This is a genomic window from Streptococcus parasanguinis, assembly GCF_009717775.1.
GTDB lineage: Bacteria > Bacillota > Bacilli > Lactobacillales > Streptococcaceae > Streptococcus > Streptococcus parasanguinis_AG.
The window spans coordinates 1-13,284 of sequence record NZ_WMZF01000010.1 but is presented as its reverse complement, the minus strand read 5'-3'; the positions used below and the strand labels follow the sequence as shown (position 1 = coordinate 13,284).

Sequence of the window (13,284 nt, the reverse complement as noted above, 5' to 3'; positions counted from 1 at the left end):
ACGATATCTTAATAAATTCAATGAGGGGTCACATTATTCTTTAATTAGGAGAGGAAGTTCTTGGATTCGATCCAAAATAAAACGAGCCCCTTACTCAAAAGGGAACTCGTTCATTCTTATAAATCATCTAAAGCATCTTTGACCTTGTCAAAGAACCCTTTTTTCTTTGGGTTGACCTTCAAATCACTTGCTTCCGCAAAGGCTTGAAGGGCTTCTTTTTGCTTGTCATTTAAACCAGTTGGGGTGACGACATTGACAGATACATATTGATCCCCCATAGCACCACCACGCAAGCTTGGAGCCCCTTTTCCACGGAGGCGGAATTTCTTACCGGTTTGGGTTCCTTCAGGAATGACCAAATCGACATCTCCGTGAACAGTTGGCACATGGACCGTATCTCCAAGAGCTACTTGGACAAAGTTCAAGTCTAACTTGTAGTAGATGGTTGAGCCATCTCGTTCGAATCGATCGCTCGGCTCAACATTGACAACGACATACAAGTCACCATAAGGTCCACCGTTAAAGCCAGCTTCTCCTTGACCAGCTAAGCGGATTTGTTGACCCGTTTCAACTCCTGCAGGAATCTTGACATTCACGCTATGAGCTTGTTTTTCATGACCTGTTCCACGACAAGTCGTACATGGATCTTTGATTTCTTGACCACGACCATGACAGACATCACAGGTCACTTGACGGCGCATCATACCAAGAGGGGTTTGCGTATCCACATTGATGACTCCAGAACCATGACAGCGTCCACAGGTCACCGGACTAGTCCCTGGCTTAGCTCCAGAACCATGACAGGTATGGCAGCTAGCTTCCCGATGGTACTTGACTTCTTTTTCCGCACCAAAAATCGCTTCTTCAAACTTGAGATTGACGCGATATTGGAGGTCATCCCCTTGGCGAGGTGCATTTGGATTACGACTTGCACCACCACCAAAGAAACTAGAGAAGATATCTTCAAAGCCACCAAAACCAGCACCATCAAAGCCACCAAAACCACCTGCTCCGCCACCGAAGCCACCATTGGCACCTGCAGCACCATATTGGTCATAAGCAGCCCGTTTTTGCTCGTCACTCAAAGTCTCATAAGCTTCTTGAACTTCCTTGTACTTTTCCTCAGCACCAGGCTCCTTGTTGATATCTGGGTGATATTTTTTAGATAATTTCCGATAGGCTTTCTTGATCTCATCTTGAGATGCATTCTTTGAAACGCCCAAACGGTCATAAAATTCAGTATTGTTCATACAAGATACTAAGAGCGAACAGAAAGCGACTGAAATTTAGGAAACCGACAAGAAATCCTGATTTCTTAGGCGGTTTATCTAATTTCCAAGCTTTCCGCTCGAGTTCAATTCCCCGAACGCTCTTTGTTCCTTTCTATAATTTTCATGTAAATCTTTAGAGGCTGTTTTCTATACTTCGCTTCACTTGATCAAAGTCTTGGTCCGATAGAGTAAATATCAAATCCTCTTCTGAGTAGTCGTTTCGTTCTTTAAAATAGTTGTCCGTATTCTCTGCCAAGCCTAAACTTAGAATCACTTTTCTTGCAAACTCTTGATGGGCAAAACCGATAGCCGTAATGATTTGTTTATCTTGCACAACCAGTTTGGGTTGGAAATTTTCACGTGGAAGAAACTCAAAATAGTCAAAGAAGTTTTGCCAAATTCCACCTGTATATTTCGTGTCCTTCAACAGACCTGCTTTCGCTAATAAAAGAGGCGCTGAAGAAATGGCTGCAACGAGGATATCTTGCTCACCAAGGTCCCTCAAGAACGAAATCAATTTTCCATCCTGTAGGGCAGGTCCTATGTTGACCATCCCGGGCAAAATCACGCAAGAATACTCTTCAATACGGATTTGATCTAGTGTTTTCGTTGGTTGACAGGGTAAGCCATCCTCAGAGACCACCATCGAATGATCTGAAGCAGCATAATCAATCGTAACATCAAAAGACAGAGCTAAAGTACTCGTTAAAGCAGTTATCTCATAAAGAGAAAAATTAGGATAAATCAAACAAAGTACTTTTTTCATACGCAACATCCTCTATTTTACCGAAAAACAGAGGCTGGGTTGCAACCTCTGGATTTCTTTTTATCATTTAGTTGTTAAGCTGAATTGAGCACGCCCTAACCTCTTGGTGAAAAAGATAAATCTTCCTAGAAACTAAAGTTCCTGCGTCAGATTTCCTATTTTCACTGTGAGGTTTTAACGGGCTTTGCATCTTACTTTTCCGTAAACTCTCCGTCTACGACGTCATCGCCTGCGTTGCCTGATGCTTGTGCTCCTTCAGCTCCTGCTTGTGCTTGTTGTGCTGCTGCAGCTTGTTCGTAAAGTTTAACAGCCAATGCTTGTGCTTTTTCGTTCAAGGCTTCAAGTTTTGCTTTCATTTCTTCAAGGTTACCTGATTCTTGAGCTTTCTTAAGATCATCAAGTCCTGCTTGAGCCGCGTCACGTTCTGCATCAAAGCCTTTGCCTTCAGTTTCCTTGATTGTCTTTTCAGTCGCAAAGATAGCTTGGTCTACTTCGTTACGAAGGTCTACTTCTTCTTTACGTTTCTTATCTGCTTCAGCGTTTGCTTCTGCATCTTTCATCATGCGGTCGATTTCTTCGTCTGTCAAACCTGAGTTAGATTGGATCACAATCGTTTGTTCTTTTTGAGTTCCAAGGTCTTTGGCTTTAACAGACACGATACCGTTCTTATCGATGTCGAATGTTACTTCGATTTGTGGGATACCACGAGGTGCAGCTGGGATATCTGTCAATTGGAAACGTCCAAGAGTCTTGTTGTCCGCTGCCATTGGGCGTTCACCTTGAAGAACGTGAATATCAACGGCTGGTTGGTTGTCTGCTGCAGTTGAGAAGACTTGTGATTTAGATGTTGGAATTGTTGTGTTGCGGTCGATGAGTTTTGTAAAGACTCCACCCATTGTTTCGATACCAAGTGACAATGGAGTTACGTCAAGAAGGACAACGTCTTTGACGTCACCAGTGATCACACCACCTTGGATGGCAGCTCCCATAGCCACAACTTCATCAGGGTTAACTGATTTATTTGGTTCTTTACCAGTTTCAGCTTTAACAGCTTCTACAACTGCAGGAATACGAGTTGAACCACCGACAAGGATGACTTCGTCGATTTCTGACAAGCTCAAACCTGCATCTGAAAGGGCTTGACGAACTGGAGTTTTCGTACGTTCTACAAGGTCACGAGTCAAATCGTCGAATTTCGCACGAGTCAAGGTCATTTCCAAGTGAAGAGGTCCAGCAGCTCCTGCAGTGATGAATGGCAAGCTGATTTGAGTTGAAGTGACACCAGAAAGGTCTTTCTTCGCTTTTTCAGCTGCATCTTTCAAACGTTGAAGGGCCATCTTGTCTGTTGACAAGTCGATACCATTTTCTTTCTTGAATTCTGCTACTAAGTAGTCGATGATTTTTTGGTCAAAGTCGTCACCACCGAGTTTGTTATCCCCTGCAGTTGCCAATACATCGAAGACACCATCACCGAGTTCGAGGATAGATACGTCGAATGTACCACCACCAAGGTCGAATACCAAGATTTTTTCTTCTTTATCAGTCTTATCCAAACCATAAGCAAGGGCTGCTGCAGTTGGTTCGTTGACAATACGTTCTACTTCAAGACCAGCGATTTTACCAGCGTCTTTAGTTGCTTGACGTTGAGCATCGTTGAAGTAAGCTGGAACTGTGATAACTGCTTTCGTTACTTTTTCACCAAGATAATCTTCAGCGTAGCCTTTCAAGTATTGAAGGATCATAGCTGAGATTTCTTGTGGTGTGTATTCTTTGCCGTTAGCAGAAACTTTTTCAGAAGTACCCATCTTAGATTTGATAGAGATCACTGTATCTGGGTTTGTGACTGCTTGACGTTTTGCAGCGTCACCAACGATGATTTCACCGTTTTTGAATGACACTACAGATGGAGTTGTACGGTTTCCTTCTGGGTTCGCGATGATTTTGCTTTCAGTTCCTTCAAGAACTGCTACTGCTGAGTTTGTTGTACCTAAGTCAATACCGATAATTTTAGACATATGTTTTTCTCCTTAAATTTATCTTCTTTTTTTCTTTTTGATACTCTTCTTAAGTGGCGACGCCGTCAGAGCTTGACTTCGTCAATCTCTTTGACTAAACTTTGAGCCTAAGGTCTCAAAGTTTGCGAAGATAGCGCCACGGCGAAGAGTATCGCCTTTGGTTCGCTTCGCTTCTTACTATTGGTGAAGCTGAACCATTGTTTATCTTTCTTTCATAGTTTAGTGTCGTTTCGGACAAGGTTTTTAAGTTTTCTCGCCTAGTTGAACACTACTACCATGGCTGGGCGTAGGATGCGGTCATGGAGTTTGTAGCCTTTTTGGAAGACTTGTGCGATGGTGTCTGCTGGATGCTCGTCATCTGCAGGTAAGGTTTGGATGGCCATGTGGTAGTTATGGTCAAAGGCTCCGTCCGCTGGAATTTCTTCAATTCCTTCTTCTTTCAGAGCATGTACCAAACTTTCTTGGACCATTTCCAAGCCCTTCTTCACATCATCTGTCAATCCTTCTACGGCAAGGGCACGTTCGAGGTTGTCAAGTGATGGTAAGATCGCTTTTGCCAAATCTTGGCTACGGTACTTTTGTAATTGTTGACGTTCTTCATTGGCACGGCGCTGAATGTTTTGCATTTCTGCATGAGCACGAAGGTATTTATTTTCAAATTCTTCGGCACGCGCTTGTGCTTCTTCTAACTCAGAAGGTTGGTTACTTTCCTCTACAACTTCTTCAGTTGTTTGGGCAACTTCCTCTTCTTTCACGTCTTCTTTTTTGATATCTTCTGTCAAGGCATACACCCCTTTCATTTGATCTTAATTTACTTCATAATGGTTGCTGTTGAGGTAACGGTAGTAGTCCGTCAACTTCATAACCAGTACCCGTCCGATGACATTGACCAGGCTAATCACACGCCTGTAGTCCATCTCTACGGGACCGATCACATGCATGAGGGCCATCCCACGATAAGGAACCAGGAACTTGTGACTAATCACTGTCACATTTTTCAAGGCCTTCTCTTGAGATTCTGCAACCAGGATCTGGGTCATTTGGTCTTCTGGCATTCCCCCTCGCAACTCGAGAGCTACGTGTTGGGGATTATCTAAGAACTGATAGGTCTGAAGATCGGCGTAGGTTAAGGATGAAACCTTTCCTTCTACAAAGACCAGTTCTTGAAACAGTTGCGAGAAGACGTAATCAAAGAGATCCAGCACATTATCTGTCGTCTTGAAATAACGCTGTACAATCTGTGGAATCTCTGTCCGCAAGCGGTAGTGGATATCCAAGACTGTATTTCCAATGAAGCGTTCTTGAACCAGCTGATGGAAGATTTCCAAGTCACTGGTTAAGAAATTCTTTGGAATGGCAAACTGGACGGTGACAGGCTTTGATTCATCCAAGGTCAGAACCGCTAAGGCATCGTGGTTGGACAATGGAACAATCTCAAAACCAGTCAAGCGCTGACGTGTCGGCTCCACATCCTGAATCACTGCGGTGTAACCCGTCATCTGGGCTAGCAACTTGGCCGTAGCATCCAAGATATCATCTAACTTAAAGGCTTCGAAATCAAAGGCTTTCACCACCTGGTAGACATCTTGCTCATCAATCAACTCTAGATCAAGCGAGTTCTGAACAAAATATTGAAAACCAGCTCGGCTAGGCATGCGACCACTCGAAGTGTGGGCCTTTTCTAGTAAGCCTTGTTTTTCGAGGGCAGCCATGTCGTTTCGAATGGTCGCACTACTGGATTGAATCACATCTTGTAGCGCTTTTGAACCGACTGGTTCGTGGGTCTTGGTAAAGATATCGACAACAAGATTGAGAATCTCATTTTGACGTTCTGTAACCATGACCTCACCTCTCTTTCATTTTTTAGCACTCTAAACACTCAAGTGCTAAACCATGATTCTATTATACACCCATCCAAAAGAAAGTCAAGAGAAAAAACCAAAAAATTAGCACTCTTTTTTCAAGAGTGCTAAAAATCATTCTTAAGACCTAGAGAAGTGACTCTCCTCTTATTTGCCAGCTTTTTTCAAGAGTTGAATATATTCTTCTAATACTAGCTGATGGTTGGCCATATACTGAGCGTTTTCTACGCCAACATAACGGAAATGCCAATTCTCAAAATTCACACCCGTGATGTTGCTCTTCCCATCTGGGTAGCGAAGCACAAAGCCATATTGCGGTGCGATGGCAGCCAGCTGCAAGCCCAACTCATCACTTTGACCAGCTTCGACACTCATATCAATCGCAAGCCCTGTCTGGTGTTCACTCGCACCAGGGACCTGTACCTGGGTCTGCACCTGCTTTTCAGCTTCTTCGTGCGAAAGGCCGCTAGCCTCTAGTTGCGCAACACGTTCATTATAGAGCTCTGTTTGCTCGGCCACACTTCGATAGCCTGATATCAAGGTTTCTTCTGGGGCAATTTTTCGAGCCGCTTCTAAAAATTGACGAGTCGGTTCTACAATCCGACTATCCACTTTGATAGCATCCACATCTGTTAATTGTGGGTTCAGCTCAGGCTTTACATTGTCACGATTGACCAAGATCAACTGCCAGTCTTTTGTCGAAACGGCTGGTAAATCTGATTTTTCTTCCTTTTTCTTAGAAGAAGAGGGAGTCGTTACAGCTGTTTTTTTAGCCTTCCAAAACTGAAGCCCTGAAAACAAGCTCGGCTTCGCTAAGTAAGCACCAATTCCCGATCCAAGGACCACAAGAAGAAAGAAACTCAATAGGTAAGGCCACCACTTCTTACGTTTTTTTCGTGCGCGTCTATACTTATTCGTCATGGCCACCCTCTAGAAGTTTTGCTCCAACCTTACGATAGGACATATCCCCAATCTTTTCAATATGAAAGGCGCCATCCTCATAGGCCAAAACCGTTACACTTCCGTTGTCCAAGACCAATTCTTCGACAGCTTTCGGATCGATGAGATAAATCAAGGTCGTAATGGTCATGCCGTGGCTGACAACAATCGCATTCCCACCGCCAGCTGCTTCTACCTCTTTTGCAATAGCTTCAAATCCTTCTAAGATTCGGCCACTCAAGGCGCTCCAGGATTCAGCCCAACCCGTGGTATCCACTTCAACGATCCCTTCTGCCAACTCCATTAAACTCAACCGATGGAAATCATCGACCTTAAAGACACGGGGTAAAACCCCCATAAAGAGCTCGCCATCATAGGCACCGTCGAAGCTACCAAAACACCACTCACGAATGCGTTTATCATAGCGATAAGGAATCTGACCTGTCAAACCAAGCTCTTGAAGAACAATTCCCATGGTTTGAATGGTGCGTCCAGAATCACTCGAAACAGCCTCTTCAAAAGAAAGGCCAGCTTCCTTAAGGCCAAGCCCTAATTCTCTAATCCCACGCTCTCCTGCTTCTGTCAGCGGAGTGTCTGACCAGCCCTGTGCTCGCCCAATGGTATTAAACATGGTTTTTCCATGACGAGCAATATATAATCTGGTTTTTGTCATTGTATTACCTCCGTATGTATCTCTTTCATTATATCATTTTTTGAAAAAAGAAAGTAGGAAAGCTCTTACAAGTTTTGAGAGAAAGAAAAGGCTATGACCAAAAGGTCAGCCTTTTACGACGGACTAGGATTCTTGCAAGCTTTCACCGACCTCACGGTAACTGCTATCTCCAAACACCTTTACCGTCAATGTGCCATCTTCATATTCTACAAGGGTAACACTACCATTTGAAAGAGGCAGATTGAGATTTGGTTTTCCTTCAATTAGGCAGACCAAGGTCTGAATGGTCCAACTATGGCTGACCACCAAGGCATTGCCTCCTCCATTTTCTTCTACTTCTTTGGCGATAGCTTCAAAACCTTCTAAGATTCGGCCTTTCAAAACTTCCCAAGGTTCAGCCCAATTCGCTGTGTCCACTTGGCAGATGCCATTGGCCAAGTCTTCCAAGGTCAAGGTCTTATAATCTTCTACATCCAGCACGCGCGGCACGACACCGTGAAAGAGCTCACCACCGTAGGCTCCATCAAAGCTTCCGAAACACCACTCGCGAATCCGCTTGTCAAAGCGATAAGGAATTTTTTCTTTTAACCCCAATTGATCAAGTATAATCCCCATGGTCTGAATAGCACGACCTGAATCACTGGAATAGGCTCGGTTAAAGTCCAAGCCAGACTCACGCAAGCCGATCCCTAGAGCCTCAATGCCTTTTTCTCCTTCTGCTGTCAAGGGTGTATCGGACCAGCCTTGAGCACGGCCAATGGTATTAAACATGGTTCTCCCATGACGAATCACAAATAATCTTGTTTTAGCCATCTTGTCTCCTTTTGCAAGAAAAAAGTCTGGAGTTTCATCATCACAGACTTTTCTATTTTCTACTATTATACTAGATTTCTCTTAGTTTTTAAAGCTATGAACCGGAGCTGGAATTTGACCACCACGGGCAATGAAATCAGCTGACGAAGCCTTGTTGACCTTCATTACCGGAGCAGACCCAAGAAGTCCTCCAAGCTCTAACATATCGCCTTCCTTGCCATAAGGAATGATGCGAACCGCTGTTGTCTTTTGGTTGATTACCCCGATAGCAGCTTCATCTGCGATCATGGCCGCAATGGTCGTAGCTGGAGTATCAGCTGGGATGGCAATCATATCCAGACCGACGGAACAGATAGCTGTCATGGCTTCCAATTTTTCCAGGTTGATATGACCCGATTGAACCGCTGCAATCATCCCTTCATCTTCTGAGACCGGAATGAAGGCACCTGACAACCCACCGACTTGGTTACAAGCCATGATACCACCTTTTTTCACTTGGTCATTGAGCAGAGCTAGCGCTGCTGTAGTTCCATGGGTTCCTACTACTTCAAGCCCCATGGCTTCAAGGACACGGGCAACCGAATCCCCAACAGCTGGTGTTGGCGCGAGAGACAAGTCTACAATTCCAAACTCCACACCGAGACGTTCACTAGCCATTTGACCCACTAATTGTCCGACACGGGTAATCTTGAAGGCTGTCTTCTTAACTGTTTCAGCCAAGACATCAAAGCTTGCACCTGGAACTTTTTCAATGGCCCGTTGGACAACACCAGGTCCTGAAACCCCAACGTTGATGACAACATCCGCTTCACCGACACCGTGGAAGGCACCCGCCATAAATGGATTATCTTCTACTGCATTGGCAAAAACTACGAGCTTACCAGGCCCCATTGGATCTGCTTGGGAAGCTTCTTTAATGATACGGCCCATGTCTCGGACAGCGGTCATATTGATCCCCGTCTTGGTCGATCCGATATTGACTGAAGAGCAGACAAAATCTGTCTCCGCAAGGGCACGAGGAATGGAATTGATGAGGATTTCATCCCCTTTTTGGTAGCCTTTTTGAACCAGAGCTGAGAAGCCACCGATAAAGTTGACCCCAACTTCTTTGGCCGCACGATCCAGTGCCTTAGCAAAGGGCACATAGTCTGTCGCATTGGTTGCTGCACCGATAATAGAAATTGGAGTGACTGAAACCCGTTTATTCACAATGGGAATGCCAAGTTCTGCCGCGATCTCATCCCCCACAGCCACCAAATCTTTGGCCTTTGTCACAATCTTATTGTAGACTTTTTCTGCTACCTTTTCGATATCCGGATCAATACAATCTAGAAGCGAAATCCCCATGGTGATAGTCCGAACATCGAAGTTCTGCTCCTCAATCATGGCAATGGTTTCTGTTACCTGTTTAATGTCCATAAATTCTCAACCCCTATCTTACAAATTGTGCATAGCATCAAAAATCGCTGCGCTTTGGATATTGATTTTTACATGAAGAGACTGACCGAATTCTTCCAACTCTGAACGAAGCTGTGTGAAATCTTTTTTCTCATCTGACGATACAACCGCCATCATGGTAAAGTATTCATCCAATACGGTTTGAGAGATATCATCGATATTGAGTCCTAATTCTGCCACTTTCGTTGCAACACCCGCTACGATTCCTTTTTGGTCTTTTCCAACGACTGTAATAATTGCTTTCATTTCACTGCTCCATTCTATCTATTTGCTTCCATTGTAGCACAATCCCCTTAAAATCGCCCTTCTCAACTGGGAACGTTCGGATATATTAAACGTGTATAAAAAAATAAAGAGGCTGGGACAAAAGTCCTAGCCTCTTTATTTTTGGATTGTCGAGCAAGACGCAGTGGTTGAGTGGGCTCTACTACGCTGATTTCATCAGCTTTTACAGCCCTACTCAACTGTGCGGAGGTGAGACGACGAAATCGAATTCTAACGAATTACCGATTTCTGTCCCACTCTCTCTATTTTGACGATTCAGTTTCATCTTTTAAGAGCTCTTTCTTCACGCGCACCGTACTCTCATACTCAGCCCCAGCTAGACGATCAAAGGGAAAGCGACGATTGAGCAAGACGATAGCAAGAGTGAGAATCAGGTACAATAAAAGCATAAAGAAGAGCAATAAAATCATAGACAGGGTTAAGAGGGAATTGTCCGTCAAATCGCTATTCAAGAGCGAAATCAAAGAGAACAACCCTTGAGGAATCAGATAGAAATAACCTACTACTAGAATCCCCCGCCAGATGGTGCGAAGCCATTTTTGCTTGTCAAAATGCAAGCGGAATTTCAATAAAGCCATTCCCAAGGTTTTACCCCGCCACAAAGGAATCAAGGCAAAATAAACAGCCAAAACCGCTACATAAGGAACCGTCTCTAAACGCTCGATTACCGCGTAAAGCAAGGATAGCATCACAAAGTCGATCAAGAAGGCAAGACCCATCCGGAAACCAGATACTCTGGTTCCTACTCGGAAAGAATGTTCGTCAATTTCGTCTCTTGTTGGCAATAACCATACCAGGAACCAACCGAGCAGATAGCCCACTCCTCCACCAGTGGTATTTTGAATAATATCATCGACATCTGCTAGGCGGTAAGGACCCGGATACAGAAAATAGAGACCTGATAACTGGGTCAGCTCCAAAAAGAGACTAAAGAGGGCTGTCAGAAGAATCGTTTTCTTAAAACCACACTTAAAATAATAGCGCAGATACATCCCAAAAGGAATCAACATCAGGACATTAAAGGCAGGCACATAAAAAGTTGGATGCTTAAGGGCTTGAATCCATGTACCAGTCTGCGCCAGATCAAAGGGGCTCTCCTTGAAAAAATCCACTACAAAGGCAAAGGGATGGAGATTGACCATTTCCGAGTAGCTAGTATGAATCTTACTTGGATCCGGCAGAGGCAAGATCACCAGCAGATAGACCGTCATCAAGTAAAGTATAAAAGAATAGAAAATCAGCACCCGCAATTTATTGACCGAACCATATTTTCGATAATTCAAAATCATGTAGGGCAAGGTCAACAAAAATGCCAGAAAAGGAAAGAGCTGAACAGCTGTTTTGATTGTAGAGATATACCCCATTGTGTCTCCTTTTTACCGTTATAAAATCACCCTTTGCACAATGACAAAAGGTGATTTCTTCATTGATATAGAATATTATACGGCGCGGTAGAGGAAGAGTCAAGGAAGTACGATGAAAACCATACTGAGGAGCCGTCTTAATAGTTAGCTCCTTCCCTTCAAGCCTTTACTTCCGATAAAGACCAACAGATAACTCACAATCCCTGAAAGATGCAATAGTGTTGAGATCCATCCGGTGATTGCTGGTAAGAGCATGAGGCCAGATAGGAAAATTAAGAATAGATAAAGCCATTTTACGGTGCGCGAAAATTCTTTCCACACGTTTGGCAGGAGCATAACCCCTCCGGTCACAAAGGCATAGCCGACGGCAGAGATCCCTGTTGCCTGAATGTCCTGCCCGTGTGTTAAGAAGTGAAAAACGATGGAAGAGAGGACTGTCGCCGTCACAAAAACGATTAAGACTTGTATGGAGCCTCTTTTTCTTTCTAGCAGTCCACCGAAGGGAAGGATCATGAGTCCGTTTAAAATCAAATGGACCCATAAAAACCAGGCAGGGGCTCCTTTACTACCATGCATCAAGGTCCCACTGACATACTGCCAACCATACACCGGCTTCGAATGAAAAGCTAATAAGTCATACATAGCATCCCCATAAAAGGAAGTCAATAGACCGAGCAACAAACAGATTAGAGCTAAAGTGCTGATAATAGGGTAGGTTGTGAGGATTCTTTTCATATTTATCTTCTCTTTTTCAAAAAACAGCGTTACGATGTTTCCATTCACGATTATTATACCATTTATTTCATTGGAGACAGAAAAAGTTTTTTGCTTCTTTCGTTTCAAATCTTTGCTGGAAAAACGAAATATCGTGACTTATTAGTCGGTCATTATTCGTGACCGGAAAGCGATCCTGTTTTTTAGCCGTAGCAAAAATTTGACTTTCTATTTTAAAAAGAATATACTCATTCTAATCTGAGACAAATATTTTTTATTTTTTTAAATCAACAGTATTGCATTCAGAGAAAAAACTACTAACTTCATGGAGGTGACGCTATGTCATTAGAAGAAAAATTGAACCAAGCAAAAGGTTCTGTTAAAGAAGGCCTTGGTAAATTAACCGGCGATACAAAAACAGAAGCTGAAGGCACTGCTGAAAAAGTTGCTTCAAAAGCAAAAGAAGTTGCTGAAGATGCAAAAGAAGCTGTTGAAGGAGCTATCAAGGGCGTTAAAAATATCTTTCATAAAGACGACAAATAGTCTTTAACATCCTAGACCCACTCTATTTTCTACAGTCATGTTTGACCGTGGAAGATAGGGTGGTTTTTATTTGCTTCAAATTCAGTTATACAAAAAAAACACCCCGAAGGGTGCTCATTGTAAGTATAGTAATTCTTTCGAATTAACATTTTGCGTGCAGTGGTTGCTATCCATTCAAATATCGCTTCGCTTGTTTTCTTGGGGCAACTGTGCATAGCATATCTCTACGCGACTAAAGTCGCTAGAGCTATCCTAATTGCGCACCGCTAGTTCTCATACAAAAAACACCTTGCAAGATGCAAAGTGTTTTCGTTTGTATTCTGCTTTCCAGCAACGAATTAACGTTTAGAGGCAATTGACTTCGTCGAATTGCAGCCGTATTTGTAAGTGGCTAAAGCCACAACAACTACGTCAACTGCCACAATTTAGTATGAAAACATAAAAAGAACACCTCGAAAGGTGTTCTTTGTAAATATTGTAATTCTTTCGAATTAACGTTTACTAAATTGTGATGCTTTACGAGCTTTCTTAAGACCTGGTTTGGAAAGTATGAATTTCAGTTGGACTAAAAACAGCGTAAT

At 43.3% G+C, this 13,284-nt stretch carries 13 protein-coding genes; 1 reads left to right on the top strand and 12 read right to left on the bottom strand.

The genetic code is table 11. From position 1 onward, the window contains the following. Nucleotides 1–116: 116 nt before the first annotated feature. From dnaJ to GMC92_RS09760, 12 genes are all read right to left on the bottom strand, one after another. A complete protein-coding gene (gene dnaJ, locus GMC92_RS09820; RefSeq protein WP_155200282.1) occupies nucleotides 117–1,250 on the bottom strand; it encodes a molecular chaperone DnaJ in 1,134 nt (377 codons plus the stop codon). A 154-nt stretch (nucleotides 1,251–1,404) separates the two neighbouring features. Continuing rightward, a complete protein-coding gene (locus GMC92_RS09815) occupies nucleotides 1,405–2,037 on the bottom strand; it encodes a DJ-1/PfpI family protein (protein WP_155125224.1) in 633 nt (210 codons plus the stop codon). 191 nt (nucleotides 2,038–2,228) lie between these two features. After that, complete coding sequence (dnaK, locus tag GMC92_RS09810; protein WP_070449790.1) at nucleotides 2,229–4,052, bottom strand: molecular chaperone DnaK; 1,824 nt, start codon at nucleotides 4,050–4,052, stop codon at nucleotides 2,229–2,231. A gap of 257 nt (nucleotides 4,053–4,309) precedes the next feature. Continuing rightward, entirely contained in the window at nucleotides 4,310–4,834 is a 525-nt protein-coding gene (grpE, locus tag GMC92_RS09805; RefSeq protein WP_320910008.1) for a nucleotide exchange factor GrpE, read from the bottom strand. Nucleotides 4,835–4,858: 24 nt separating this feature from the next. Then, nucleotides 4,859–5,893 carry a heat-inducible transcriptional repressor HrcA gene (gene hrcA, locus GMC92_RS09800; RefSeq protein ID WP_003004578.1) on the bottom strand — a complete coding sequence of 345 codons (1,035 nt, stop codon included), beginning with the start codon at nucleotides 5,891–5,893 and terminating at the stop codon, nucleotides 4,859–4,861. A gap of 168 nt (nucleotides 5,894–6,061) precedes the next feature. Next, nucleotides 6,062–6,835 (bottom strand): M15 family metallopeptidase, encoded by a 774-nt coding sequence (locus GMC92_RS09795; protein WP_049475118.1) that lies wholly within the window; start codon nucleotides 6,833–6,835, stop codon nucleotides 6,062–6,064. Beyond that, the gene (locus tag GMC92_RS09790) at nucleotides 6,825–7,526 is read right to left on the bottom strand and encodes a histidine phosphatase family protein (protein WP_155200281.1); all 702 of its coding nucleotides are present in this window, start codon (nucleotides 7,524–7,526) and stop codon (nucleotides 6,825–6,827) included. The genes GMC92_RS09795 and GMC92_RS09790 overlap by 11 nt, the downstream gene beginning before the upstream one ends. A 123-nt stretch (nucleotides 7,527–7,649) precedes the next feature. Beyond that, a complete protein-coding gene (locus GMC92_RS09785) occupies nucleotides 7,650–8,339 on the bottom strand; it encodes a histidine phosphatase family protein (protein WP_155200280.1) in 690 nt (229 codons plus the stop codon). Nucleotides 8,340–8,420: 81 nt separating this feature from the next. Next, nucleotides 8,421–9,758, bottom strand: coding sequence for a PFL family protein (locus tag GMC92_RS09780; RefSeq protein ID WP_155200279.1), 1,338 nt, complete (start codon nucleotides 9,756–9,758; stop codon nucleotides 8,421–8,423). An 18-nt stretch (nucleotides 9,759–9,776) separates the two neighbouring features. Further along, nucleotides 9,777–10,043 (bottom strand): ACT domain-containing protein, encoded by a 267-nt coding sequence (locus tag GMC92_RS09775; RefSeq protein WP_003004214.1) that lies wholly within the window; start codon nucleotides 10,041–10,043, stop codon nucleotides 9,777–9,779. Between the two features lie 281 nt (nucleotides 10,044–10,324). Continuing rightward, nucleotides 10,325–11,446, bottom strand: a complete 1,122-nt coding sequence (locus tag GMC92_RS09765) for a VanZ family protein (protein WP_155200278.1) — start codon at nucleotides 11,444–11,446, stop codon at nucleotides 10,325–10,327. 144 nt (nucleotides 11,447–11,590) lie between these two features. Next, nucleotides 11,591–12,181, bottom strand: coding sequence for a rhomboid family intramembrane serine protease (locus GMC92_RS09760; RefSeq protein WP_101770813.1), 591 nt, complete (start codon nucleotides 12,179–12,181; stop codon nucleotides 11,591–11,593). Between the two features lie 318 nt (nucleotides 12,182–12,499). On the opposite strand from GMC92_RS09760, the gene GMC92_RS09755 reads away from it, so the two are divergent. After that, nucleotides 12,500–12,703 carry a CsbD family protein gene (locus GMC92_RS09755; protein ID WP_049471982.1) on the top strand — a complete coding sequence of 68 codons (204 nt, stop codon included), beginning with the start codon at nucleotides 12,500–12,502 and terminating at the stop codon, nucleotides 12,701–12,703. Nucleotides 12,704–13,284: the final 581 nt, after the last annotated feature.

Coding starts and splice junctions, on each gene's coding strand:
- dnaJ (WP_155200282.1), bottom strand. CDS start 1,250: ATGAACAATACTGAATTTTATGACCGTTTGGGCGTTTCAAAGAATGCA.
- GMC92_RS09815 (WP_155125224.1), bottom strand. CDS start 2,037: ATGAAAAAAGTACTTTGTTTGATTTATCCTAATTTTTCTCTTTATGAG.
- dnaK (WP_070449790.1), bottom strand. CDS start 4,052: ATGTCTAAAATTATCGGTATTGACTTAGGTACAACAAACTCAGCAGTA.
- hrcA (WP_003004578.1), bottom strand. CDS start 5,893: ATGGTTACAGAACGTCAAAATGAGATTCTCAATCTTGTTGTCGATATC.
- GMC92_RS09795 (WP_049475118.1), bottom strand. CDS start 6,835: ATGACGAATAAGTATAGACGCGCACGAAAAAAACGTAAGAAGTGGTGG.
- GMC92_RS09790 (WP_155200281.1), bottom strand. CDS start 7,526: ATGACAAAAACCAGATTATATATTGCTCGTCATGGAAAAACCATGTTT.
- GMC92_RS09785 (WP_155200280.1), bottom strand. CDS start 8,339: ATGGCTAAAACAAGATTATTTGTGATTCGTCATGGGAGAACCATGTTT.
- GMC92_RS09780 (WP_155200279.1), bottom strand. CDS start 9,758: ATGGACATTAAACAGGTAACAGAAACCATTGCCATGATTGAGGAGCAG.
- GMC92_RS09775 (WP_003004214.1), bottom strand. CDS start 10,043: ATGAAAGCAATTATTACAGTCGTTGGAAAAGACCAAAAAGGAATCGTA.
- GMC92_RS09765 (WP_155200278.1), bottom strand. CDS start 11,446: ATGGGGTATATCTCTACAATCAAAACAGCTGTTCAGCTCTTTCCTTTT.
- GMC92_RS09760 (WP_101770813.1), bottom strand. CDS start 12,181: ATGAAAAGAATCCTCACAACCTACCCTATTATCAGCACTTTAGCTCTA.
- GMC92_RS09755 (WP_049471982.1), top strand. CDS start 12,500: ATGTCATTAGAAGAAAAATTGAACCAAGCAAAAGGTTCTGTTAAAGAA.